Source organism: Xylophilus sp. GW821-FHT01B05, assembly GCA_038961845.1.
GTDB lineage: Bacteria > Pseudomonadota > Gammaproteobacteria > Burkholderiales > Burkholderiaceae_C > Xylophilus.
On record CP152408.1, the window covers coordinates 5,148,498 to 5,168,037 of the forward strand.

At 68.2% G+C, this 19,540-nt stretch carries 22 protein-coding genes; 3 read left to right on the forward strand and 19 right to left on the reverse strand.

What is annotated here, in order from left to right; genetic code table 11:
- Positions 1-22: 22 nt before the first annotated feature.
- From AAFF27_24035 to AAFF27_24050, 4 genes are read right to left on the reverse strand one after another with little or no spacing between them, the layout of a single operon-like run.
- Positions 23-520 (reverse strand): chemotaxis protein CheW, encoded by a 498-nt coding sequence (locus AAFF27_24035; GenBank protein ID XAH23019.1) that lies wholly within the window; start codon positions 518-520, stop codon positions 23-25.
- 59 nt (positions 521-579) lie between these two features.
- Positions 580-2,820, reverse strand: coding sequence for a chemotaxis protein CheW (locus AAFF27_24040; protein XAH23020.1), 2,241 nt, complete (start codon positions 2,818-2,820; stop codon positions 580-582).
- 60 nt (positions 2,821-2,880) lie between these two features.
- Entirely contained in the window at positions 2,881-3,243 is a 363-nt protein-coding gene (locus AAFF27_24045; protein XAH23021.1) for a response regulator, read from the reverse strand.
- A gap of 48 nt (positions 3,244-3,291) precedes the next feature.
- Entirely contained in the window at positions 3,292-3,750 is a 459-nt protein-coding gene (locus AAFF27_24050; protein ID XAH23022.1) for a hypothetical protein, read from the reverse strand.
- Between the two features lie 211 nt (positions 3,751-3,961).
- Between AAFF27_24050 and AAFF27_24055 the strand changes: the two genes are divergently transcribed.
- Positions 3,962-5,056, forward strand: coding sequence for a histidine kinase (locus AAFF27_24055; GenBank protein XAH23023.1), 1,095 nt, complete (start codon positions 3,962-3,964; stop codon positions 5,054-5,056).
- The gene (locus AAFF27_24060) at positions 5,053-5,682 is read left to right on the forward strand and encodes a response regulator transcription factor (protein ID XAH23024.1); all 630 of its coding nucleotides are present in this window, start codon (positions 5,053-5,055) and stop codon (positions 5,680-5,682) included. Before AAFF27_24055 ends, AAFF27_24060 begins: the two co-directional genes overlap by 4 nt.
- 107 nt (positions 5,683-5,789) lie before the next feature.
- On the opposite strand, the gene fliR is transcribed toward AAFF27_24060, so the two are convergent.
- The 13 genes from fliR to fliF form a co-directional block, all read right to left on the reverse strand.
- Complete coding sequence (gene fliR, locus AAFF27_24065; GenBank protein XAH23025.1) at positions 5,790-6,554, reverse strand: flagellar biosynthetic protein FliR; 765 nt, start codon at positions 6,552-6,554, stop codon at positions 5,790-5,792.
- A gap of 8 nt (positions 6,555-6,562) precedes the next feature.
- The gene (gene fliQ, locus AAFF27_24070; protein ID XAH23026.1) at positions 6,563-6,832 is read right to left on the reverse strand and encodes a flagellar biosynthesis protein FliQ; all 270 of its coding nucleotides are present in this window, start codon (positions 6,830-6,832) and stop codon (positions 6,563-6,565) included.
- A gap of 1 nt (position 6,833) precedes the next feature.
- Complete coding sequence (gene fliP / locus AAFF27_24075; GenBank protein XAH23027.1) at positions 6,834-7,595, reverse strand: flagellar type III secretion system pore protein FliP; 762 nt, start codon at positions 7,593-7,595, stop codon at positions 6,834-6,836.
- Positions 7,588-7,920: a flagellar biosynthetic protein FliO gene (locus AAFF27_24080; GenBank protein ID XAH23028.1), complete on the reverse strand. Its 333-nt coding sequence runs from the start codon at positions 7,918-7,920 to the stop codon at positions 7,588-7,590. Before AAFF27_24080 ends, fliP begins: the two co-directional genes overlap by 8 nt.
- Before the next feature lie 9 nt (positions 7,921-7,929).
- The gene (gene fliN / locus AAFF27_24085; GenBank protein XAH23029.1) at positions 7,930-8,376 is read right to left on the reverse strand and encodes a flagellar motor switch protein FliN; all 447 of its coding nucleotides are present in this window, start codon (positions 8,374-8,376) and stop codon (positions 7,930-7,932) included.
- Entirely contained in the window at positions 8,366-9,370 is a 1,005-nt protein-coding gene (fliM, locus tag AAFF27_24090; GenBank protein XAH23030.1) for a flagellar motor switch protein FliM, read from the reverse strand. The genes fliN and fliM overlap by 11 nt, the downstream gene beginning before the upstream one ends.
- Before the next feature lie 30 nt (positions 9,371-9,400).
- Positions 9,401-9,904 (reverse strand): flagellar basal body-associated FliL family protein, encoded by a 504-nt coding sequence (locus AAFF27_24095; GenBank protein ID XAH26317.1) that lies wholly within the window; start codon positions 9,902-9,904, stop codon positions 9,401-9,403.
- Between the two features lie 947 nt (positions 9,905-10,851).
- A complete protein-coding gene (locus AAFF27_24100) occupies positions 10,852-12,318 on the reverse strand; it encodes a flagellar hook-length control protein FliK (GenBank protein ID XAH23031.1) in 1,467 nt (488 codons plus the stop codon).
- Positions 12,318-12,800 (reverse strand): flagellar FliJ family protein, encoded by a 483-nt coding sequence (locus tag AAFF27_24105; protein XAH23032.1) that lies wholly within the window; start codon positions 12,798-12,800, stop codon positions 12,318-12,320. The genes AAFF27_24100 and AAFF27_24105 overlap by 1 nt, the downstream gene beginning before the upstream one ends.
- Complete coding sequence (fliI, locus tag AAFF27_24110; protein ID XAH23033.1) at positions 12,797-14,212, reverse strand: flagellar protein export ATPase FliI; 1,416 nt, start codon at positions 14,210-14,212, stop codon at positions 12,797-12,799. Before fliI ends, AAFF27_24105 begins: the two co-directional genes overlap by 4 nt.
- A complete protein-coding gene (locus AAFF27_24115) occupies positions 14,205-14,939 on the reverse strand; it encodes a flagellar assembly protein FliH (protein XAH23034.1) in 735 nt (244 codons plus the stop codon). Before AAFF27_24115 ends, fliI begins: the two co-directional genes overlap by 8 nt.
- The gene (gene fliG, locus AAFF27_24120; GenBank protein XAH23035.1) at positions 14,923-15,918 is read right to left on the reverse strand and encodes a flagellar motor switch protein FliG; all 996 of its coding nucleotides are present in this window, start codon (positions 15,916-15,918) and stop codon (positions 14,923-14,925) included. Before fliG ends, AAFF27_24115 begins: the two co-directional genes overlap by 17 nt.
- A gap of 526 nt (positions 15,919-16,444) precedes the next feature.
- Positions 16,445-18,124: a flagellar basal-body MS-ring/collar protein FliF gene (gene fliF / locus AAFF27_24125; GenBank protein XAH23036.1), complete on the reverse strand. Its 1,680-nt coding sequence runs from the start codon at positions 18,122-18,124 to the stop codon at positions 16,445-16,447.
- 150 nt (positions 18,125-18,274) lie between these two features.
- Here fliF and fliE point away from each other — a divergent pair, with 150 nt between their 5' ends.
- Positions 18,275-18,604 carry a flagellar hook-basal body complex protein FliE gene (gene fliE, locus AAFF27_24130; protein XAH23037.1) on the forward strand — a complete coding sequence of 110 codons (330 nt, stop codon included), beginning with the start codon at positions 18,275-18,277 and terminating at the stop codon, positions 18,602-18,604.
- Positions 18,605-18,774: 170 nt separating this feature from the next.
- On the opposite strand, the gene AAFF27_24135 is transcribed toward fliE, so the two are convergent.
- The gene (locus AAFF27_24135; protein XAH23038.1) at positions 18,775-19,074 is read right to left on the reverse strand and encodes a flagellar protein FliT; all 300 of its coding nucleotides are present in this window, start codon (positions 19,072-19,074) and stop codon (positions 18,775-18,777) included.
- 1 nt (position 19,075) lies between these two features.
- Positions 19,076-19,501 (reverse strand): flagellar export chaperone FliS, encoded by a 426-nt coding sequence (fliS, locus tag AAFF27_24140; GenBank protein XAH23039.1) that lies wholly within the window; start codon positions 19,499-19,501, stop codon positions 19,076-19,078.
- Positions 19,502-19,540: the final 39 nt, after the last annotated feature.

A 19,540-nucleotide genomic window follows, 5' to 3' on the forward strand; every position in this document is an offset into this window, starting at 1 on the left:
TGGGCGCGGGGCGGCAGCAGCCTCAGGCCGCCACAGCGGCGGGCGCCACCAGGCCCATGTCCACGCTGGACATGAGCTTCTCGATGTCCAGCAGAATCAGCATGCGCTCGGCCACCGAGCCCAGGCCCAGGATGCAACCGTTGTCGATCACGCTTTCGATCTCGGGCGCGGCCTTGATGTTGTCGGGCATCAGCTCCAGCACATCGCTGACCGAATCGACCACGATGCCGACCACGCGGTTGCGCAGGTTCAGGATGATGACGACGGTGAAGCTGTTGTAGTCGGCATTGGCGCAGTTGAACTTGAGCCGCATGTCGACGATGGGCACGATGGTGCCGCGCAGGTTGACCACGCCCTTGATGAACTCCGGCGCGTTGGCGATGCGGGTCGGCGGCTCGTAGCCGCGGATCTCCTGCACCTTCAGGATGTCAATGCCGTATTCCTCCTGGTCCAGCCGGAAGGTCAGGTATTCCCGCGCGCCGGTGACGGTGCTCTGGCCGATTTTGCCCATGACGCTCATGTCCATACTCCTTGATTGCGTTGCCGCGTCTGTCTATCTGTGTGTGCGTGTGCAGCCGGTCAGTGCCGGGCGCGCCGGACTAACCCGCTGGTATCCAGGATCAGCGCCACCTTGCCATCGCCGAGGATGGTCGCGCCCGAGATGTTGGGCACCTTGCGGTAGTTGGATTCGAGGTTCTTCACCACCACCTGGTGCTGGCCGAGCAGCTCGTCGACCAGCAGCGACACGCGGCTGCCGTCGGATTCGACGACGACCATGATGTTGCCCTCGGGGTCGTCGGACGGGCGCGGCACCTGGAAGATTTTGTCGAGCGCCACCACCGGCATGTAGTCGTCGCGCACCTTGACCAGTTGCGAGCCCTGGGCGATGGTGTTGAGCGAATCCGCATTCACCTGGAAGGACTCGATCACCGATGACAAGGGCAGGATGTAGACCTCGCTGGCCACGCGCACCGACATGCCGTCCATGATGGCCAGCGTCAGCGGCAGCCGCACCGAGACCTTCATGCCATAGCCCTCGGCCGAATCGATCTCGACCGAGCCGCCCAGCGCCGTGATGTTCTTCTTGACCACGTCCATGCCAACGCCGCGGCCCGACACATCGGTGACCTGGTCGGCAGTGGAGAAGCCGGGCGCGAAGATCAGGCCCCAGACATCGGCGTCGCTCATCTGGTCGGACACGTCCAGGCCGCGCTCGCGCGCCTTGGACAGGAGCTTTTCGCGCGACAGGCCGCGGCCGTCGTCGCGCACCTCGATGACGATGGAGCCGCCCTGGTGCGAGGCCGACAGCGTGATGGTGCCGTGCTCGGACTTGCCACCAGCCAGGCGGGTTTCCGGCAGCTCGATGCCGTGGTCGCAGCTGTTGCGCACCAGGTGCGTGAGCGGGTCGGTGATCTTCTCGACCAGGCCCTTGTCCAGCTCGGTGGCTTCGCCCTGGGTGACCAGCTCGACCTTCTTGCCAAGCTTGGTCGCCAGGTCGCGCAGCATGCGCGGGAAGCGGCTGAACACGGTGGACATCGGGATCATGCGGATCGACATGACCGATTCCTGCAGGTCGCGCGTGTTGCGGTCCAGGTCGGACAGGCCGCTGAGCAACTGCTGGTACAGCGCCGGATCCAGGCCCTGGCTGTTCTGCGCCAGCATGGCCTGGGTGATGACCAGTTCGCCGACCAGGTTGATGAGCTGGTCGACCTTGCTGACCGCGACGCGGATGGTGGTGGCCTCCAGCGTCTGGGCCGCCGGGCTGGCCGGGGCGGCCGCCTTGGCTACCGCGCGCGCCGGGCTGCTCTGGACATCGGCGGCGGCGCCATTGGTGGCCTGTGCGTCGTGCGGTTGGCCGTCTGCGCCCAGGCCGTGCGGTGCGCCGGGGGAGCCGGGGAACAGGCCAAAGGAGGCAATGGGCGAGCCCGGTGCGTCGTGGAAGAAGCCGAACGGTGCCTTGGCGGCGGCGGCGGCTTCGAGCAGATCGGGGTCGTGCAGCTCAGGCGACTCGCTGGCGTCGGCGTCGCTGTCGTCGAACACGTGGGCCGCAGCCGCAGCTGGGGCAGCGCCGCGCGGCGTGATCGTCACCTGCTCCTTGGCGACGTGGAAGACGAACAGGTCCAGCAGGTCATCGTCAGTGGAAGTGGTGTCCACCGCAAACACGCGGGTGTCGGCGCGGTCGCTGGGCAGCGGCTCTATGGTGCCGAGGCCGGGGATGTCGCGGAACAGCTCGCGCAGCGCGTCGGCCTGCGCGGGTTGCTCCAGCGGGCCGATGCGGATTTCCAGCGCGCGGTTGCCGCTGGCGGCGACCGGTGCCGGCGCTGCCGCAACAGGTGCCGGTGCGGGCGGCGGCGGTGCCACCACCACGGCTGGCGCCGGCGCTGGCGCGGGCACTTCGCCCGCGGCCAGGGCGGCGATGCGCAGCACCAGCTCGGAGGTGTCGAGCGCCTGGCCCTCGCCGCCGGCCTGGTGGCGTGCCAGCAGGCTGCGCGAGGCGTCGGCGGATTCGAGCAGCACGTCGACCATGGCGGGCACGGGCTGCAGCTCGTGGCGGCGCAGGCGGTCGAGCAGCGACTCCATCTGGTGCGTCAGCTCGGCCACGTCGGAGAAGCCGAAGGTGGCGGCACCGCCCTTGATGGAATGGGCGCAGCGGAAGATGCCGTTCAGCTCTTCGTCGTCGGCCTGCTGCAGGTCCAGGTCGAGCAGCATGTGCTCCATCTGGTCCAGGTTCTCGCCGGCCTCCTCGAAGAAGATTTCGTAGAACTGGCTGAGATCGAAATCTGCGCCGCCGCCGCTGGATTCCTGGTGAAGTTCAGGCATGGCGGGCTCCGGGGATGTACGTCGTATGCATGCTGGGACAGAAAAAGGAAGGCCGCCGCTTCAGCGGGTGACCTTCTGGATGACCTCGATCAGGCGGTTCGGGTCGAACGGTTTGACCAGCCAGCCGGTGGCGCCTGCGGCGCGGCCGGCCTGCTTCATCTGGTCGCTGGATTCGGTGGTGAGGATCAGGATCGGCGTGGTCTTGAACTTGGCCTGCTCGCGCAGCATGCGGGTCAGGCCGATGCCGTCCAGGCGCGGCATGTTCTGGTCGGCCAGCACCAGGTCGACCTTCTCGGTCTGGGCTTTTTCGAAGGCGTCTTGTCCGTCCACCGCCTCGACCACGTGGTAGCCGGCGCCGGTCAGGGTGAACGACACCATTTTTCGCATGGAGGGCGAATCATCAACAGCGAGGATCGACAGCATGTGGTGGCTCCAGCTAGCGTTGCGTGGCAAAAGAAAGAACGGGCGGTTTCAGAAGAGCTCGACGGAACCAGCGTCCATCTCACCCTGCGTCACGGGATTGGGGCGCTCGGGCTCGGGCTGGGGCTTGGCGAAGGGCGTGGCTTCTTCGCCCTCTTCGCGGCCCATGGTTTCGGCGGCCAGGCGAAAGGCGCAACCCTGCAGCACGCCGCGGGTGTGGGCAATCAGTTGCGAGGCCATGTCCTGGAACTGCAGCTCGGTGACGGCCTGGCGCAGCGTCTCGCGCACCTCGTCCAGCGCCTGGCCGAAGCCGCTGGCCGCGGCCGCGCCGTCCAGGCCCGCATGGGCCGAGCCGAAGCGCTCCATGAGGTTTTCGGAGGCATGGTCCAGCAGGCCTTCGAGCCGTTGCAGGTCGTGCATGACCACCAGCAGCGAGTCCTGGACCTCGGCCACCACCATCAACGGCAACTGCACGGCTGGACCGTTTTGGCTTGCGAGCGTCTGTTGCATCGTTTCTCCGTCCCTGCCAATCCCTGCAGTCGGGAGCAGTCCCCTGACCACTGAGTTGCGGCACCTATTCTGGGCCATTCGCGCCAGATTCACTCTACATATCGGCACAAAATCCCCTGACTTCACACAATTTCGCAACAGGAATGTAACTGCCTGGCGAAAGCCCCCGCCACACCACTGCGGCCCACGGTGCCACCTATCATTGCCGCCCATGTCCGACGAAAGCCCCGCCCTGCCCTTGCGCATCCTGCACCTGGAGGATTCGGCGACAGACCACGCACTGGTGCGCCACGCCTTGCAGCGCGGGAATGTTGCGTTTGAAATTGCCCGGGTAGAAACCATAGAGACCTTGCAGACCGCGTTGGCCGGCGGGGGCTTCGACGTGGTGCTGGCGGACTACCGGCTGCCCGGCTTCACTGCCGTCGATGCCTGGGAAACGGTCTGCGCGCTGCAACAGGATGTGCCGCCCTTCGTGTTGCTGTCGGGCGCCATCGGCGAGCCGGCGGCGGTGGATGCGATCCGGCGCGGCATCAGCGACTACCTGCTGAAGGACGACATGGCCAAGCTGCCGCACGTGATCGCGCGCTCGATCGAGGTGCGGCAGGCGCGGCGCGAGCGCCAGCGCGCCAGCCGCGAGCTGGCGGCCTCCGAGCGCCGGCTGGCCGAACTGACCGAGCACCTGCAGAGCAGCATCGAGCAAGAGCGCGCGGCGATCGCACGCGAGATCCATGACGACATCGGCGGCGCGCTGACGGCGGTGAAGTTCGACCTGGCCTGGATCGGCCGGCACACGCAGGACGAAGAGATGGCGGGCCACGCCCAGGCCGCCGGCGAGATGCTGCGCCACGCGATTGGCGCGAGCCAGCGCATCATGATGAATCTGCGCCCGCCGATCCTGGACCAGGGCCTGACCGCTGCGCTGCAGTGGCTGGTGGAGAATTTCGAGCGGCGCACCGGCATTCCGGTGCGCATGCATGCGCCGCTGCGCCGGCCGGCCCTGACGCCGGAGACCGAGCTGGTGGCCTACCGTACTGCCCAGGAAGCCTTGACCAATATCACCAAATACGCGCACTGCTCCGAGGTGGTGATCGATCTGTCCGACACCGGCGGCCTGCTGACGCTGGAGGTGGCCGACAACGGCCGTGGCCTGCCGCCGGCGGCGCTGGACACGCCCAAGGCCTTTGGCCTGCGCGGCCTGCACGAGCGCGCCAAGACGGTGGGCGGCTGGCTGGACGTGAGTGCGCCGGCCGGCGGCGGCACGGCGCTGGTGCTGTCGGTGCCGCTGGCGCAAGAGGCCGCGCCATGATCCGCGTGATGCTGTGCGACGACCACGCGGTGGTGCGGCGCGGCGTGCGCGACACGCTGTGTGATGCGGTCGACATCACGGTCACGGCCGAGGTCGGCGGCTACTCTGAGCTGCGCGAGGCGCTGCGCAGCACCGCCTGCGACGTGCTGCTGCTGGACCTGAGCATGCCCGGGCGCAGCGGCCTGGAGGTGCTGGCCAGCCTGCGCGAGACGCACCCCGAGATCCGCGTGCTGGTGGTGTCGATGTACCCCGAGGACCAGTACGCGATCCGCTGCCTGCGCGCCGGCGCGCAGGGCTACGTCAACAAGGCCGGCGAGCCGGAAGAGCTGGTGACGGCAGTGCGCACGCTGGCGCAGGGCCGCAAGTACCTGACGGCCGAGGTGGCGCAGATGCTGGCCGACAGCGTGTCGCGGCCGGTACTGGAGAGCCCGCACGCCGCGCTGTCCGAGCGCGAACTGCAGACGCTGCTGAAGATCGCCTCGGGCCGGCGCCTGTCGGACATTGCCGAGGAGCTGACGCTGAGCCCCAAGACCGTGAGCGTCTACCGCACCCGCGTGCTGGAGAAGCTGGGCTTGTCCAACAACGCCGAGCTGACGGTCTACGCGATCCGCAACGGATTGGTGTAGCTACACTTTTAATAGCTTTATACCGGCTCTCAACCTGCATTTCAGGTATAAAACTACCTGAAGTTCAGAAGGTACGCCGGCATCCAGCTACTAATTTTGTAGCTGCGCTAGCGCACGAACAGGTCGATCACCTTCTGCATCAGCGCCATCAGCGGCTGATCCAGCATGGGCAGCGTGGCGGCGATGCCGGCCATGCCCATGGTCAGCGTCACGGGAAAGCCGATGGCGTAGATGTTCATCTGCGGCGCCACGCGCGAGATGATGCCCAGCGTCAGGTTGACGAACAGCATCAGCCCGATCATGGGCAGCGCGATCCACAGCGCGCTGGCAAACACCTCTGCGCCCAGCAGGTGCAGGCGCGTGGTGGCGACCACATCCAGAAAGCTGCCGTCGGCCGGAAAGGCCTCGAAGCTGCGCACCACCGCCATCAGCAGCGTGAGGTGGCCGTTGACCACGATGAACAGCAGCACCGCCATGTTGCCCAGAAAGCGCGAGACGGCGCTGACCTGGCCGTTGCTCATGGGGTCGAAGAAGGCGGCAAAGTTCAGGCCCATCTGCAGCCCGATCAGCTCGCCGGCCAGCTCCACCGCCGTGAACACCAGGCGCACGGCAAAGCCGATCGACAGGCCCACGCCCAATTGCTGCACCACAGCGCCCAGCGCCGCCGGTGAATTGACGCTGATCACCGGCTGATCGCCCAGGCTGGCCTGGGCCGCCAGCGACACCACGAAGGCCAGGCCGATCTTGGCGCGCATGGGAATGGAGCGCAGCGAGAAGATCGGCGCCACGCTGAACATGGCCAGCACGCGCAGAAAAGGCCAGAGCAGCGGCGACAGCCAGAGGGCGATCTGGTCTTCGGAGATCGACAGCATGGGACTGCCTAGGTCACCAGCGTCGGGATCGACTCGATGGTGCGGCGCAGATAGTCCACCAGCGTGGCCAGCATCCACGGGCCGGCGATGACGAACACCACCACCGCTGCCACCAGCTTGGGCACGAAGGACAGCGTGGCCTCGCTGATCTGGGTGATCGCCTGGAAGATGCTGACCACCAGCCCGACCACCATCACCGTGCCCAGGATGGGCATGGAGACGGACAGCATCAGCAGCAGGGCTTCCTGGCCGGCGGTGAGAACGGTCTGGGGATTCATGTCAGGTGGCGAAGCTCGCTGCGAGGGAGCCAATGAGGAGGTTCCAGCCATCGGCCAGCACGAACAGCATCAGCTTGAAGGGCAGCGCCACCAGCACTGGCGACAGCATCATCATGCCCAGCGACATCAGCACGCTGGCGACGACGATGTCGATCACCAGAAAGGGGATGAAGATCATGAAGCCGATCTGGAAGGCCGACTTCAGCTCGCTGGTGACGAAGGCCGGCACCAGCACGCGAAAGGGCGCGGTTTCTGCGGTGACCGAAGACTCCAGCTTGGCCAGGCGCGCGAACAGCGCGAAGTCCGACTGGCGCGTCTGCTTGAGCATGAACTGGCGCATCGGGGATTCACCGCGCTCCAGCGCCTGCTCGAAGCTGATCTGGTTGGCGCTGTAGGGCTGGTAGGCCTCGGCGTAGACGCGGTCCAGCGTCGGGCCCATGACGAACAGCGACAAAAACAGCGACAGCCCGATGACGATCTGATTCGGCGGTGCCGACTGCGTGCCCATGGCCTGGCGCAGCAGCGACAGCACGATGACGATGCGCGTGAAGGACGTCATCATCAGCAGCACCGCCGGCAGAAACGACAGCGCGGTGAAGAACAGCAGGGTCTGGATCGGCACCGAGAAGCTGGTGCCGCCGGCGCCGCTGCCGATCAGCAGCGGCAACTGGCCATTGGGCACGGCGCCGCCGCTCTGGGCGAAGGCGGCTGGCGCCAGCAGCGCGGCCAGCAACGCCAGCAGCAGCGGCAGGGTTTTACGCATCGAAGTGCTCCGGCAACTGGGCCTGAAAGCTCTTGTGGCCCGGCGCCTCGGCCGCGCGCGGGGCGGGCACGGTGTGCAGCGTGGTGATGCTTTGCGGCGTCACGCCCAGCACGATCCAGGTGCGCGCCGACGCGGGGCCGACCTCGACCGTCAGCACCCGCTGCTGCGGCCCCACCGCCAGCGCCGAGACGATGCGCGAGGCTTCGGCGGCCGAGGCCCCGACGCCCTTGCCCATGCCGGTGCGGCGCTGCAGCCACTTGAGGACCCAGGGCACCATGGCCAGGATCACGACGAAGAAAACAATCGAGAGAAGCGCTTGCGTCATCACGGTCGGTCAGCCTTTGCTTACGCGGCGCAGGCGTTCGGAAGGCGTCACCACATCGGTCAGGCGGATACCGAACTTGTCATTGACCACCACCACCTCGCCCTGGGCGATCAGGTAGCCGTTGACCAGCACGTCCATGGGTTCGCCGGCGAGCGCGTCCAGTTCCACCACCGAGCCCTGGGCGAGCTGCAGGATGTACTTGATCGGCACCCGGGTGCGGCCCAGCTCGACCGAGAGCTGCACCGGGATGTCGAGCACGCGGTTGATGTCGCCGAGCGCAGCGTCTGCCGCGGCGGTGGAGCCCGGCCCGGTGTTGCCGAACAAGGGCCCGCCCTGCTCCAGCTCGTCGCGCGAGGGCGCGGCTTTTTGCTCTTCCAGCGCCTCGGCCCAGGCCGACAGGTCGTCGCTGCCGCCGTTGCCGTCGCTATCGCCTTCTTTGCCGTTGTCAGAGGACATTCTTATCTCCAATCCAGTTCAGGTCGTTGCCGCGCAGGCATTGCTCCACGCGGATCGCATACTTGCTGTTGTGCGTGCCGTACTGGCACTCGAACATCGGCACGCCGCCGATGCTGGCCTCGATGCGCGGGGTGCGGTCGAGCTCGATGAAATCGCCGACCTTCATGGCCAGCAGTTGCTCGACCGTGGCGTCGGCCGTGGCCAGCTCGGCCACCAGGGTGACCTCGGCGGCCTGGATCTCGCGTGACAGCAGCTTGACCCAGCGCCGGTCGACTTCGATCGAGTCGCCCTGGGTGGAAGAAAACAGCACGTCGCGGATCGGCTCCAGCGTGGCGTAGGGCATGCACAGGTGCACCGAGCCGGTGATGTCGCCGATCTCCAGCTGGAACACGGTGGAGACGACGATTTCGCTGGGCGTGGCGATGTTGGCGAACTGCGGCTGCATTTCCGAGCGCTGGTATTCCAGCTCGATCGGGTAGATGCCCTTCCAGGCTTTTTTGTATTCGTCGCAGATGACGTCGACCAGGCGGTTGATGACGCGCTGCTCGGTGGCAGAGAAATCGCGCCCTTCGATGCGGGTCTGGAAGCGGCCCAGGCCGCCGTAGAGCGTGTCGATCACGCCAAACACCAGCGAGGGCTCGCACACGATCAGGCCGCTGCCGCGCAGCGGCCGGATGGCGACGATGTTGAAGTTGGTGGGCACCGCCAGCTCGCGCAGGAAGGCGCTGTAGCGCTGCACCGACACCGTGCCTACCGATATCTCGGGGTTGCGGCGGATGAAGTTGAACAGGCCCACGCGCAGGTTGCGTGCAAAGCGCTCGTTGACGATCTCCATCGTCGGCATGCGGCCGCGGACGATGCGCTCCTGGCTGGAGAGGTCGTAGTCGCGGATGGCGCCGGCTTCGGGCACCTCGTCGACGATCTTCTGGCTCTCGCCGGTGACGCCCTCCAGCAGGGCATCGACTTCTTCCTGGGACAGAAAGGCTTCACTCATGGGCCGGCTCCGTGCTGCGCGTTGCGGGGGTCACTGGATGATGAAACTGGAGAACAGCACACCGCGCACGGGGTTGCTCCCGCGCGGGCGGCGCCGCTCGCCGCCGTCGGCGGCTGGCGCCGGCGGCACGTAGCCCAGCGGGCGGCCGGCCTCCACCATGATGTCGGCGGCCAGCTTTTCCTTGCCGTCGCGCTGCAGCAGCTCGGCCGCCGTGCGTTGCGAGATCAGCATCAGCATGCTGTTGCGGATGGCCGGCATGTAGGCCTTGAGCTGGTCTGCGGTCTTGGCGTCGCCGACCTCGAAGGTGACGCCGATCTGGGCAAAGCGCTCGCCGCCGGTGTCGGCCAGGTTGACCACCATGTTGTCCACGGGCAGGAAGGTGGGCGCGGCCTTGGCGGCAGCGTGGCTCGCCTGGGCAGGCGCGCCGTCTTCGTCGTCGTCCAGCGACTGCGACTGCGCCCGGTTCTGCAGAAAGTACCAGGCGCCGCCCGCGCCCAGGCCCAGCACCAGCAGCACGATCAGGATGAGCTTCATCCCGGACTTGGGCTTGGCGGGCGCGGCAACAGCGGCGGCGAGGGTGGGTTCGGCGGCTTTGGGCACGGCGGGCGGTTCCTTGGGGCGGTACGAACAATCTGCGGCCGTCGCCTACCGGGGCGCGCAGTGCTTTGTTCGACAGATGGGGGATTATTCGCCGGGATGCCGCAGGTGGTCGCCGGAATAAGCGGCGAAACGCCCCGTTTTCAGCCGCTCATCCCCGTGCCCTGGCCGGGGCGTGGTGCGCGCTACGGGGCTGCGGTGCTGCGCCTTTGGCAAGGGAGCCCGAATAGCACCATTACTATCAAATAGATAGCTATAAGCCCAATCTACGCCTGGGCTAAAGGCATATTTCGACCAAAACCGCAATTGACGGCACGGGGCTGAAGGGGCGATATCCGGGCTTGCTTGTCTTGCAGGCGGCGGGTGCCGGGAGTTCGCCCCGGCGGGCGAGTAACTTTCTCTTGTGTCGCCAAGAGAAAGTCACCAAAGAGAAGGCGACCCCGCTGTGGCGGTCCGGCTTTGCCGGACTGCTCTGCGGTGCTCAGAGTCGGCAGGCGGCTGCGGAACTCGCCTGCGGCTCAAACAGTCCTCGCCGTCCCTCCGCTGCGCTGCGGGCAACCTGCCGCCTCCTCCGCTCCTCGACACCACAGAGGGGACCCCGGATAGCCAGTCGGGCCATCGCTGCGCTCGGCCCGTTTGTACTACTCCCTCCCCCGCTGGGGGAGGGCTGGGGTGGGGGCCGGCTGTTGGATGTTCAGGCTGTCCCACGCCGTTGGCAGGGCCGAGCAGCGCAGGGCCCCTGACTTCGGCTTGCCTCTCTTTTGCCTACTCTTCTTTGGCGAAGCAAAGACAAAGTAGGTCGCCCGCCGGGGCGAGTCCCGGCTCCCGCCGCCTGCAAGGCACGCAAGCCCAGGAAATCTAAAAGGCCTTCAAAGGGATGCTTCTCAAACAAACAGGTCCAGCGAACGCCCCGGCCCGGAGCCCGTGCCGATACCGGTGGCGCGCGGCGCGCTGGTGGCCACGGCTTCCACTGCGGTCAGGATGGTCTGGCGACCGCTGCGGCCACCGTTTTCGCGGGCGTCCGGGCTGCCGGAGCCGGCGCCGCGTGCATCGGAGTTGCCCACCGACAAGCCCGACAGCGTCAGCCCCTCACGCTGCAGCATGTCGCGCAGCTCGGCCTCGGCGCTGCCCAGCATCTGGCGGGTTTCGGCCTGGTCGCTGCGGAAGGCGACGTGCGCCTCCGAGCCCGAGAGCGAGATGCGCACGTCCACCGGCACGCCGCCAAAGGCGTCGAGCGTGAGCTCGGCGCTCTGCGTCTTCTGGTTGACCCAGTAGCGGATCTGGTCGGCCACCTGGTCTTCAGGCGATGCCGTGGTGCCGGCTGCGGCGCTGGCGTCGGTGCTGCTGGCGGCCGACAGGCTGCGCCAGGAGCCGGCGTCTGCGCTGCTGCCAAACCCGCCCGGCGCGGCCGTGCCAGGGCTGGTGCCGCTGTCGCCCGCCGCCGCATGGCGGTCGCCACGCGCGCCGGCGCCGCCTGCGCCGTCGAAGGCGGCGGCCAGGGCTTGCAGCGGGGCCGCGTCTGCGGTGGCCACGCCGCGCAGCGCTTCGCCCGTGGCGCGGTCGGCCAGGCGCAGGTCGCTGGCGCTGCCGGTGCTGGCCTTGGCCGCCAGTGCGGCGGTGGCGACGGTGCTGCTGCTGTCGGCGGCGGCCGCCGCCGCACTGCCACGGGACATGGCGTGCTGCATCTGGGCAAGGATGCTGTTGTAGCCACTGGTGCCGGCCGCGCTGCGGGCGCTGCCAGCGGCCTTGGCCGTGTCGCGGCCCTCTGCCACGCCGGTGCGGCGGGCCGCGTCTGCGGCGCCGGCACGCACGCCGGTGGCATCGCTGGCCAAGGTAGCGCGCGCATCGCTCTCGGCGACCAGCGCGGTGTCGGCTGGCAGTTCTGCCGCTACGGGGTTCTGGGCCTTGCTGTCGGTGCCGGCGATGGTGGCTGTGGCGGCGGTAGCGGCTTGGGCCGTCTGCGCGGCAGCGTGGCGGGCGGTGCCGACGCGGGCGAGCGCGCTGCCGTCAGCGGCGCTGGTGGCCGTACCGGTGCCGCGCGCGGCCTGGGCCAGCTCGGCCCCGGCGGCGTCGGCCACGGCTTGCGCCCCGGCCAGTGCGGCGGCGTCGGGGGCCACGGCATCGGTGGCGGTGCCCGTGCCTGTGGCAACCGTGGTGCTGCGGCCACTGCCGGGCCGGGTGTCAGCCGGCTGCTCCGGCACCGTGCTTTCTTCTTCCTCGGCCGCGCCCAGCAGCGAGGCAAAGGCGTTGTCTGTGCCGGCCGCCACACGCGATGCGTCGGTGCGCGCACCCTCGCTGCGCACGCTGCGGGTGGGGGCGGCAGATGCCGCGGGTGGGGTCTCGATAGCCATCAGTCCTGTCCTCCAAAGGCGCCGGCATGTCTTAACGACTGCCGGGTCGCGAATTCATCCACTTCCTTCTGCTCGCGCCGCTGCTGCAGGCGCGCCAGTTCCCGGGCCTTGCGCGCCACGACCTGGCTCAGGCTGGCCAGCCGCAGCTCGGCTTCGCGCAGTTGGTCGATACGGGCCTGCACCTGGCGCGCGTGCTGCGCCATGACGCTGTTCTGCAGCTCCACCGTGTGGTAGAGCCGGGCCATGAACTGGTAGTGGTGCTGCATCAGCTCGGGCGTGGCGCGGATCTGGGCCTGCTGCGTCCAGCGCGCCTCGCTTTCCTGCGCGTATTGCTGCAGTTGGTCGAGCTGGCCCTGGGCCGCGCCCTGGCTGTCGCGCGCCTGCGCCAGCGCCACGGCGGCGGCGTCGCGCTGGCGCGTGATCATTTCCATGGCCACGCGCAGGCCGCCCTGCGCGCCGGCATGCGGCAGCACGGCGCTCATCCCGCGCCTCCGACCAGCGCAGCAAGCTCGGTGCAGCTCTGGTCCAGCGAGGCCGCGTCGTGCATGCCCTGCTGCAGGAAGCCCACCATGGCCGGCTGCAGCGCGATGGCTTCGTCCAGCGCCGGATCAGAGCCGGGCATGTAGGCGCCGACCTGGATCAGGTCGCGGCCCTTCTGGTAGCGCGAGTACACCGCGCGGAAGCGCCGCGCGGTGTCGAAGTGCTCGGGCGCGGTGACGTTGTGCATCACGCGCGAGGCCGATTGCTCGATGTCGATGGCCGGGTAGTGGCCGGATTCAGCCAGCGCGCGCGACAGCACGATGTGGCCATCCAGAATGGCGCGCGCCGCGTCGGCGATCGGGTCCTGCTGGTCGTCGCCCTCGGAAAGCACGGTGTAGAAAGCGGTGATCGAGCCCACGCCATGCAGGCCGTTGCCGCTGCGCTCCACCAGCTGCGGCAGCTTGGCAAAGCAGCTCGGCGGATAGCCCTTGGTGGCGGGTGGCTCGCCAATGGCCAGCGCGATCTCGCGCTGCGCCATGGCGTAGCGGGTGAGCGAATCCATCAGCAGCAGCACATGCTGGCCCTTGTCGCGAAAGTGCTCGGCTACGGCCGTGGCATAGGCCGCGCCCTGCATGCGCAGCAGCGGCGGCGCGTCAGCCGGCGCGGCGACGACGACCGAGCGCGCGCGGCCGTCCTCGCCCAGGATGTCTTCAATGAATTCCTTGACCTCGCGGCCGCGCTCGCCGATCAGGCCGACCACGATCACGTCGGCCTCGGTGTAGCGCGCCATCATGCCCAGCAGCACGCTCTTGCCCACACCCGATCCGGCGAACAGGCCCAGGCGCTGGCCGCGGCCCACGGTGAGCAAGGCGTTGATGGCGCGCACGCCGGTGTCTAGCGGCACACGCACCGGGTCGCGGTCCATGGCGTTGAGTGGCTGGCGGTCCAGCGGCTCGGCGCGCACGTGTTGCAGCGGGCCCTGGTGGTCCAGCGGCTCGCCGCAGGCATCGACCACGCGGCCAAGCAGGCCCTCACCCAGCGGCAGGCGCAGCGCGCCCACGCCAGCGGCATGGGCCGGCGCCGGCCCGTCGTCGGGCGGGCCACCCCAGCGCGGCGGCGGCACCCAGGGCGCGGCCGGCTCGACACGGGCGCCGCTGGACAGGCCGTGGATATCACCGGCCGGCATCAGGAAGGCTTTGTCGCCCGAGAAACCGACCACCTCGGCCAGCACGGCGGGCTGGCCGGGCATGCTGACGCGGCACTGCGAGCCGACCGGCACGCGGATGCCCGAGGCCTCCAGCACCAGGCCGGTGAGGCGCGTGAGCGTGCCGCGGCTGGCCAGCGGCACCGGCACAGCGACGCGCGCAGCGGCGGTGTCGATGAAGCGCTGCCAGTGTTCCTGCACTTCAGCCATCGATAGGCTCCGTGCTGGCCGGTGCATCGGGCTCCCAGGGCGCCTCCAGCCCCAGCGCGGCAATGGCGCGCTCCCAGCGGGTTTGCAGCCGGCCGTCGATGACGGTGCCAGCGGATTCAACCAGGCAGCCGCCGGGCGGCACGGCGGCGTCGGCCAGCCACTGCACCGGCGTGCTGCCGAATTCGTCCTGCAGCGGCGCGCGCAGCATGTCCAGGTCTTGCGGGTGCAGGCGCACGATGGCGGCGCGGCCGTCGGCCTGCAGGCTGCCCAGCGCCTCGCGGATCACCGGCTGCAGCGCGTTGGGGTTCTGCGACAGCTCATGCCGCAGCACCTGGCGCGCCAGCGCGCAAGCCATGTCCAGCACGCCTTCGGCGATGCGCTGTTGGGCAGCGTCCAGGCCTTGCTGCGCGGCGCTGACCAGTTGCGCCAGTTGCTCGGCAGCGGCGTGGCCCTGGCCGGCCACGTAGGCATCCAGGCGTTCATTGCCTTCGCGTGTGGCCTCGGCGTGGCCGGCGGCATAGCCTTCGGCGCGGGCCTCGTCGCGCACCTGCTGCAGCCGCGCCAGCGCCGTGGGGCTGTTCTCTGCGCTGTGCGTGGCTTCGAGTTGCGCCGCAGCGGCCAGGGCGGCACGCACCGACTCATCGACCGCGCCAAACTGCCATTGCGCGACCTGCTCGATCTCCTCGCTGGGGATGAAGCGGGCGTAGCGGCTAGACGAAGCTGTCATCAGCGCCGCCTCCCAATGCGATCTGGCCTTCGTCGGCCAGGCGGCGCACCGCCTTCAGGATTTCCTTCTGCTGGGCCTCGACCTCGGACAGGCGCATCGGCCCGCGCGATTCGAGGTCTTCGCGCAGCGCTTCGGCGGCGCGGGTGGACATGTTGCCGAGGAATTTGTCGCGCAGCTCGGGCGTGGCGCCCTTCAACGCGACCAGCAGGGTTTCGGTGGCAACCTCCTTCAGCACCAGCTGGATCGCCTTGCCGTCGAGCTTGCCGACGTCGTCGAAGACGAACATCTTGTCCATGATCTTCTGGGCCAGGTCGGCGTCGTAGCCGCGGATCGAGTCCAGCAGCGGGCCTTCGATGGCGGTGCCCAGCAGGTTGACGATTTCTGCGGCGGTCTTGATGCCGCCGAGCGAGGTCTTGCGGATCTTGTCGCCCCCGGCCAGCACCTTGAACAGCACCTCGTTCAGGTCTTTCAGCGCGGTTGGCTGTATGCCTTCGAGCGTGGCGATGCGCAGCACGACTTCGCCGCGCTGGCGATCAGACAGATGCACCAGCACGCTGGCGGCCTGCTCGAAGTCCAGGTGCACCAGGATGGCGGCAATGATCTGCGGGTGCTCGTTGCGCAGCAGCTCGGCGACCGAGACCGGGTCCATCCACTTCAGGCTTTCGATGCCGGAGACGTCGCCGCCCTGCAGGATGCGGTCGATCAGCAGCGCGGCCTTGTCGTCGCCCAGCGCGCGCCGCAGCACGGCGCGCACGTAGTCGCCGGTGTCGGACACCAGCAGGCTCTGTTGGGCTGCGGCGTCGGTGAATTTGTTGATGACATCGTCCACGCGGTCGCGCGAGACGTTGCGCATGCGGGCAATGGTTTCGCCCAGCTTCTGCACCTCTTTGGGCGAGAGGTGCTTGAAGACTTCTGCCGCCTCTTCCTCGCCAAGCGACATCAGCAGAATGGCGGCGTCGTTGAGTCCTTGATCGTCCATCGTCAGTTATCCATAAGACGCGAAGCGCGTAGCCCGAGAGCTGCATTGGCCAGCAGCGCAAGCAGCAAAAAGGCACCAAAAGCCCCAAAGGCCGCGGAGCAGGCCATGCCAGAACATCCGCGGAACTGGCTCTGCCAGGCCACTGGATGTGCCCCCCTGGAAGGGGGTTGGCGAAGACACGAAGTGCGAAGCCCGGGAGCTGCATTGGCCAGCAGCGCATGCAGCAGAAAGGCACCAAAGGTCCCAAAGGCCGCGGAGCAGGCCATGCCAGAACATCCGCGGAACTGGCTCTGCCAGGCCGCTGGATGTGCCCCCCTGGAAGGGGGTTGGCGAAGACACGAAGTGCGAAGCCCGGGAGCTGCATTGGCCAGCAGCGCATGCAGCAGAAAGGCACCAAAGGTCCCAAAGGCCGCGGAGCAGGCCATGCCAGAACATCCGTGGAACTGGCTCTGCCAGGCCACTGGATGTGCCCCCTGGAAGGGGGTGGGCGAAGACACGAAGTGCGAAGCCTGGGGGTGAGCTCATATCACACCGGCACGTCGCCGCTGACCCATGACTTCACGATGTTGGCCACCGCGGTCGGGTTGGTACGCGCAAGCTGGCGCGCGTCTTCCAGGCGCAGTTGCTCGGGGGTCGGGGCCAGCAGTTGCGGCTCGCCATCGGCCGGCGCCGCCAGCGCGGCACGCGGTGGCATGTCTTCCACCAGCGCATCCAGGCGGGTGTTGGCCGGTACCGGCGGGCGGTTGACCGCCTTCAGCGCGGGCCGCACAAAGCCCAGCAGCACCAGTGCGGCCAACAGCAGCGTGCCCACCGGCCAGGCCATGCTGCGGGCCAGGTCCAGCACCTCGGGCTGTTTCCAGAACGGCAGCGCGGTGGTGTCCGAGGCCTCGATCTGGAAGGGCGTGTTCATCAGGTTGACCGAATCGCCACGGTCCTTGTTGAAGCCGATGCTCTCGCGCACCAGTGCGGTCATGCGCTCCAGTTGCTGCTCCGACAGCGGCTCGGTCGTGCCGGGCTTGCCTGCCGGCGCCTGGTAGTTGACGACCACGGCCGCGCTCAGGCGGCGCACGTTGCCGCTACCGCCGCGCACGGTCTTGACCGTCTTGTCGACCTCGTAGTTGGTGATGGCCTCGCGCCGGCGCTCGCCGCCCGTGGCCGGTGCGGCGCCGGGCGTGAGTGGCGCGGCCTGGCCGTTGATCGGAGCCGCAGGCTGGGCCGGCGGCTGGTTGGTGGTGGCGCCAGGCACGCCGGTGGGCTGTGCGCTGGTCGGGCCAGTGCTCTCCACCACCTGCTGGCTGCGCACCGCGCCGCTGTCGGTGGTCTGGTTGGGGCGGTGCTGCTCGGAGGTGGATTCGGTCTGCGAGAAGTCCACATCCGCCGTGACCTGCGCCTTGACGTTGTTGCGGCCCACCACCGGCTCCAGCATGTCGAGGATGCGGCGGCTGTAGAGGGCTTCGAGCTGCTGCACGTACTGCAGTTGCTGCGCGTCGCCACCGCCCGAGCCGGGCGTGCCGTCGGGCGGGTTGGACAGCAGCTTGCCGCTGTCGTCGAGCACGCTGACGGCGGTGGGGTTCATCTCAGGCACGCTGGAGGCCACCAGGTGCACGATGCCGGCGATCTGGGCGCGGTCCAGTGTGCGGCCGCCGCGCAGCGTCACCAGCACCGAGGCCGAAGGCTTTTGCTGCTCGCGGAAGAAACCGTTCTGGTTGGGCAGCGCCAGGTGCACGCGCGCGCTGTCGACGGATGCGATGGACTGGATGGAGCGGGTCAGCTCGCCCTCCAGGCCGCGCTGGAAGTTCAGGCGCTCCTGGAACTGGGTCATGCCGAAGCGATTGCCCTCCATCAGCTCGAAGCCGGCCACCGAGCCCTTGGGCAGGCCTTGCGAGGCCAGGCGCAGGCGCACGTCGTGCACCCGGTCGGCCGGCACCAGGATGGCGCCGCCGCCCTCGGCGTACTTGTAGGGCACGTTCATGGTGGTGAGCTGCGCCACGATGGCGCCGCCATCTTTATCAGCCAGGTTGGCGTAGAGCACACGCCAGTCGGCCTGGCGGCCCATGACCAGCCCGATGATGACCACGGCCACCAGCAGTGCCACGCCCAGGCCGAGCCGCATGCGCTGCCCGCGGTCCAGCGCGGCCAGGCGGCGCGACCAGGCGGGAGCGGCCGGGGTCAGGGAATTGACGGGAATTTCGGCAACGGCGGACATGCAGGGTTCCGGGTAATTCCAGGGGACAGGGACGCACCCTGGACGATCTGGATTATTCGGCCCGCCCCCGCCGCCGTTGCCGGGATAAGGCGCGGTTTCCCCCCGCTATTCGGGCTCGGCACGGCCGCTGAAAACTTTAGGATTGCCGCCATGGATCTTCGCATCACCCCCTCTTCCGTACCGCTCACCAGCCCCGCCGTCGCAGCGGCCCGCGCCGCTGCCACCCAGGCACGCCAGGACGTGGGCAGCACCACGGACGGCAGCTTCGGCGGCGCACTCAAGGGCGCGCTGGAATCGGTCAGCGCCGCACAGAGCCAGGCCAGCGGCCTGCAGCGCGAAGTGCAGATGGAAAACCCCAAGGTCAGCCTGGAAGAAACCATGGTCGCCATCCAGAAAGCCCAGATCGGCTTCCAGGCCACCATGCACGTGCGCAACCGCATGGTGCAGGCCTATACCGACATCATGAACATGCAGGTGTAGCCACCCGAGCCAATCCTGGGCCGAAGGCCCTCTCAAAGCAAAAAACCGGCAATAGCCGGTTTTTTTGCTTTGAGAACCCAAAACACCGCGGAACTGGCTTTGCCAGGCCGCAGGTGTTGCCCCCGGAAGGGGGTTGGCGAAGACACGAAGTGCGTAGCCTGGGGGTGATCTCAATGGATCATTTGCGGCTGACCGTCCATGAGTTGGTCGAACTGCGACAACCAGGGTTCCGCCAGGCAGCGGATCTCGGCGTCGTTGCGCAGGATGCGCTGCATGATGCGCACCTTCTCCGAGCGGTGCTCGGGCGGCAGTTCCTGCTCTTGTGCGCGGTAGCGCAGTTGCTCGATCAGCACGGCGCAGGCGCCTTCGTAGCGCACCACTTCATCCCAGTCGCGGGCCTTGGCTGCATCCAGCATCTTGCGGCTGCTGTCTTCGATGGCTTTGTAGTAGTCGATGAGCATCCCGGGCATCTCACGCCCTCCCTGCGGCCAGGGCTGCCTGGGGCGCACGCCCCGTGCTGCCAGCGATGCCGCGCCAGCCTTCGGCCACGGTTTCGATCAGGGACTGCACCTCGGCCAGCGGGGCGTCGTCGTTGCGCAGGTTGGCGATGGTCAGCCGGCGCACGCTGTAGTCATAGAGGGTGCGCAGGTTGCTGGCGATCTCGCCGCCATCGGTGTCGTCCAGGCCCATGCGCAGGCCTTCTTCGATGAGGCGCACGGCCTTGGTGATGTGCTCGCCCTTGCCAGCCACGTCGCCGCGCTGGAGGTGGGTGCGCGCCATGCGCAAGGACTGAAGCAGGCCTTCGAACAGCAGGCTGACGAGCTGGTGCGGGCTGGCGCCTTCGACGCTGGCCTGGCGGTAGGTCGATGCTGCGCGGGCGTGGGCTGGGGTGAACATGCTGCTCTTCCTTTGCATTGATCTCTTGTTATGGTTATC

Bases quoted from the DNA above. Each gene is read 5' to 3' on its own strand.
- AAFF27_24035 (XAH23019.1), bottom strand. From the start codon at position 520: ATGAGCGTCATGGGCAAAATCGGCCAGAGCACCGTCACCGGCGCGCGG.
- AAFF27_24040 (XAH23020.1), bottom strand. From the start codon at position 2,820: ATGCCTGAACTTCACCAGGAATCCAGCGGCGGCGGCGCAGATTTCGAT.
- AAFF27_24045 (XAH23021.1), bottom strand. From the start codon at position 3,243: ATGCTGTCGATCCTCGCTGTTGATGATTCGCCCTCCATGCGAAAAATG.
- AAFF27_24050 (XAH23022.1), bottom strand. From the start codon at position 3,750: ATGCAACAGACGCTCGCAAGCCAAAACGGTCCAGCCGTGCAGTTGCCG.
- AAFF27_24055 (XAH23023.1), top strand. From the start codon at position 3,962: ATGTCCGACGAAAGCCCCGCCCTGCCCTTGCGCATCCTGCACCTGGAG.
- AAFF27_24060 (XAH23024.1), top strand. From the start codon at position 5,053: ATGATCCGCGTGATGCTGTGCGACGACCACGCGGTGGTGCGGCGCGGC.
- fliR (XAH23025.1), bottom strand. From the start codon at position 6,554: ATGCTGTCGATCTCCGAAGACCAGATCGCCCTCTGGCTGTCGCCGCTG.
- fliQ (XAH23026.1), bottom strand. From the start codon at position 6,832: ATGAATCCCCAGACCGTTCTCACCGCCGGCCAGGAAGCCCTGCTGCTG.
- fliP (XAH23027.1), bottom strand. From the start codon at position 7,595: ATGCGTAAAACCCTGCCGCTGCTGCTGGCGTTGCTGGCCGCGCTGCTG.
- AAFF27_24080 (XAH23028.1), bottom strand. From the start codon at position 7,920: ATGACGCAAGCGCTTCTCTCGATTGTTTTCTTCGTCGTGATCCTGGCC.
- fliN (XAH23029.1), bottom strand. From the start codon at position 8,376: ATGTCCTCTGACAACGGCAAAGAAGGCGATAGCGACGGCAACGGCGGC.
- fliM (XAH23030.1), bottom strand. From the start codon at position 9,370: ATGAGTGAAGCCTTTCTGTCCCAGGAAGAAGTCGATGCCCTGCTGGAG.
- AAFF27_24095 (XAH26317.1), bottom strand. From the start codon at position 9,904: ATGAAGCTCATCCTGATCGTGCTGCTGGTGCTGGGCCTGGGCGCGGGC.
- AAFF27_24100 (XAH23031.1), bottom strand. From the start codon at position 12,318: ATGGCTATCGAGACCCCACCCGCGGCATCTGCCGCCCCCACCCGCAGC.
- AAFF27_24105 (XAH23032.1), bottom strand. From the start codon at position 12,800: ATGAGCGCCGTGCTGCCGCATGCCGGCGCGCAGGGCGGCCTGCGCGTG.
- fliI (XAH23033.1), bottom strand. From the start codon at position 14,212: ATGGCTGAAGTGCAGGAACACTGGCAGCGCTTCATCGACACCGCCGCT.
- AAFF27_24115 (XAH23034.1), bottom strand. From the start codon at position 14,939: ATGACAGCTTCGTCTAGCCGCTACGCCCGCTTCATCCCCAGCGAGGAG.
- fliG (XAH23035.1), bottom strand. From the start codon at position 15,918: ATGGACGATCAAGGACTCAACGACGCCGCCATTCTGCTGATGTCGCTT.
- fliF (XAH23036.1), bottom strand. From the start codon at position 18,124: ATGTCCGCCGTTGCCGAAATTCCCGTCAATTCCCTGACCCCGGCCGCT.
- fliE (XAH23037.1), top strand. From the start codon at position 18,275: ATGGATCTTCGCATCACCCCCTCTTCCGTACCGCTCACCAGCCCCGCC.
- AAFF27_24135 (XAH23038.1), bottom strand. From the start codon at position 19,074: ATGCCCGGGATGCTCATCGACTACTACAAAGCCATCGAAGACAGCAGC.
- fliS (XAH23039.1), bottom strand. From the start codon at position 19,501: ATGTTCACCCCAGCCCACGCCCGCGCAGCATCGACCTACCGCCAGGCC.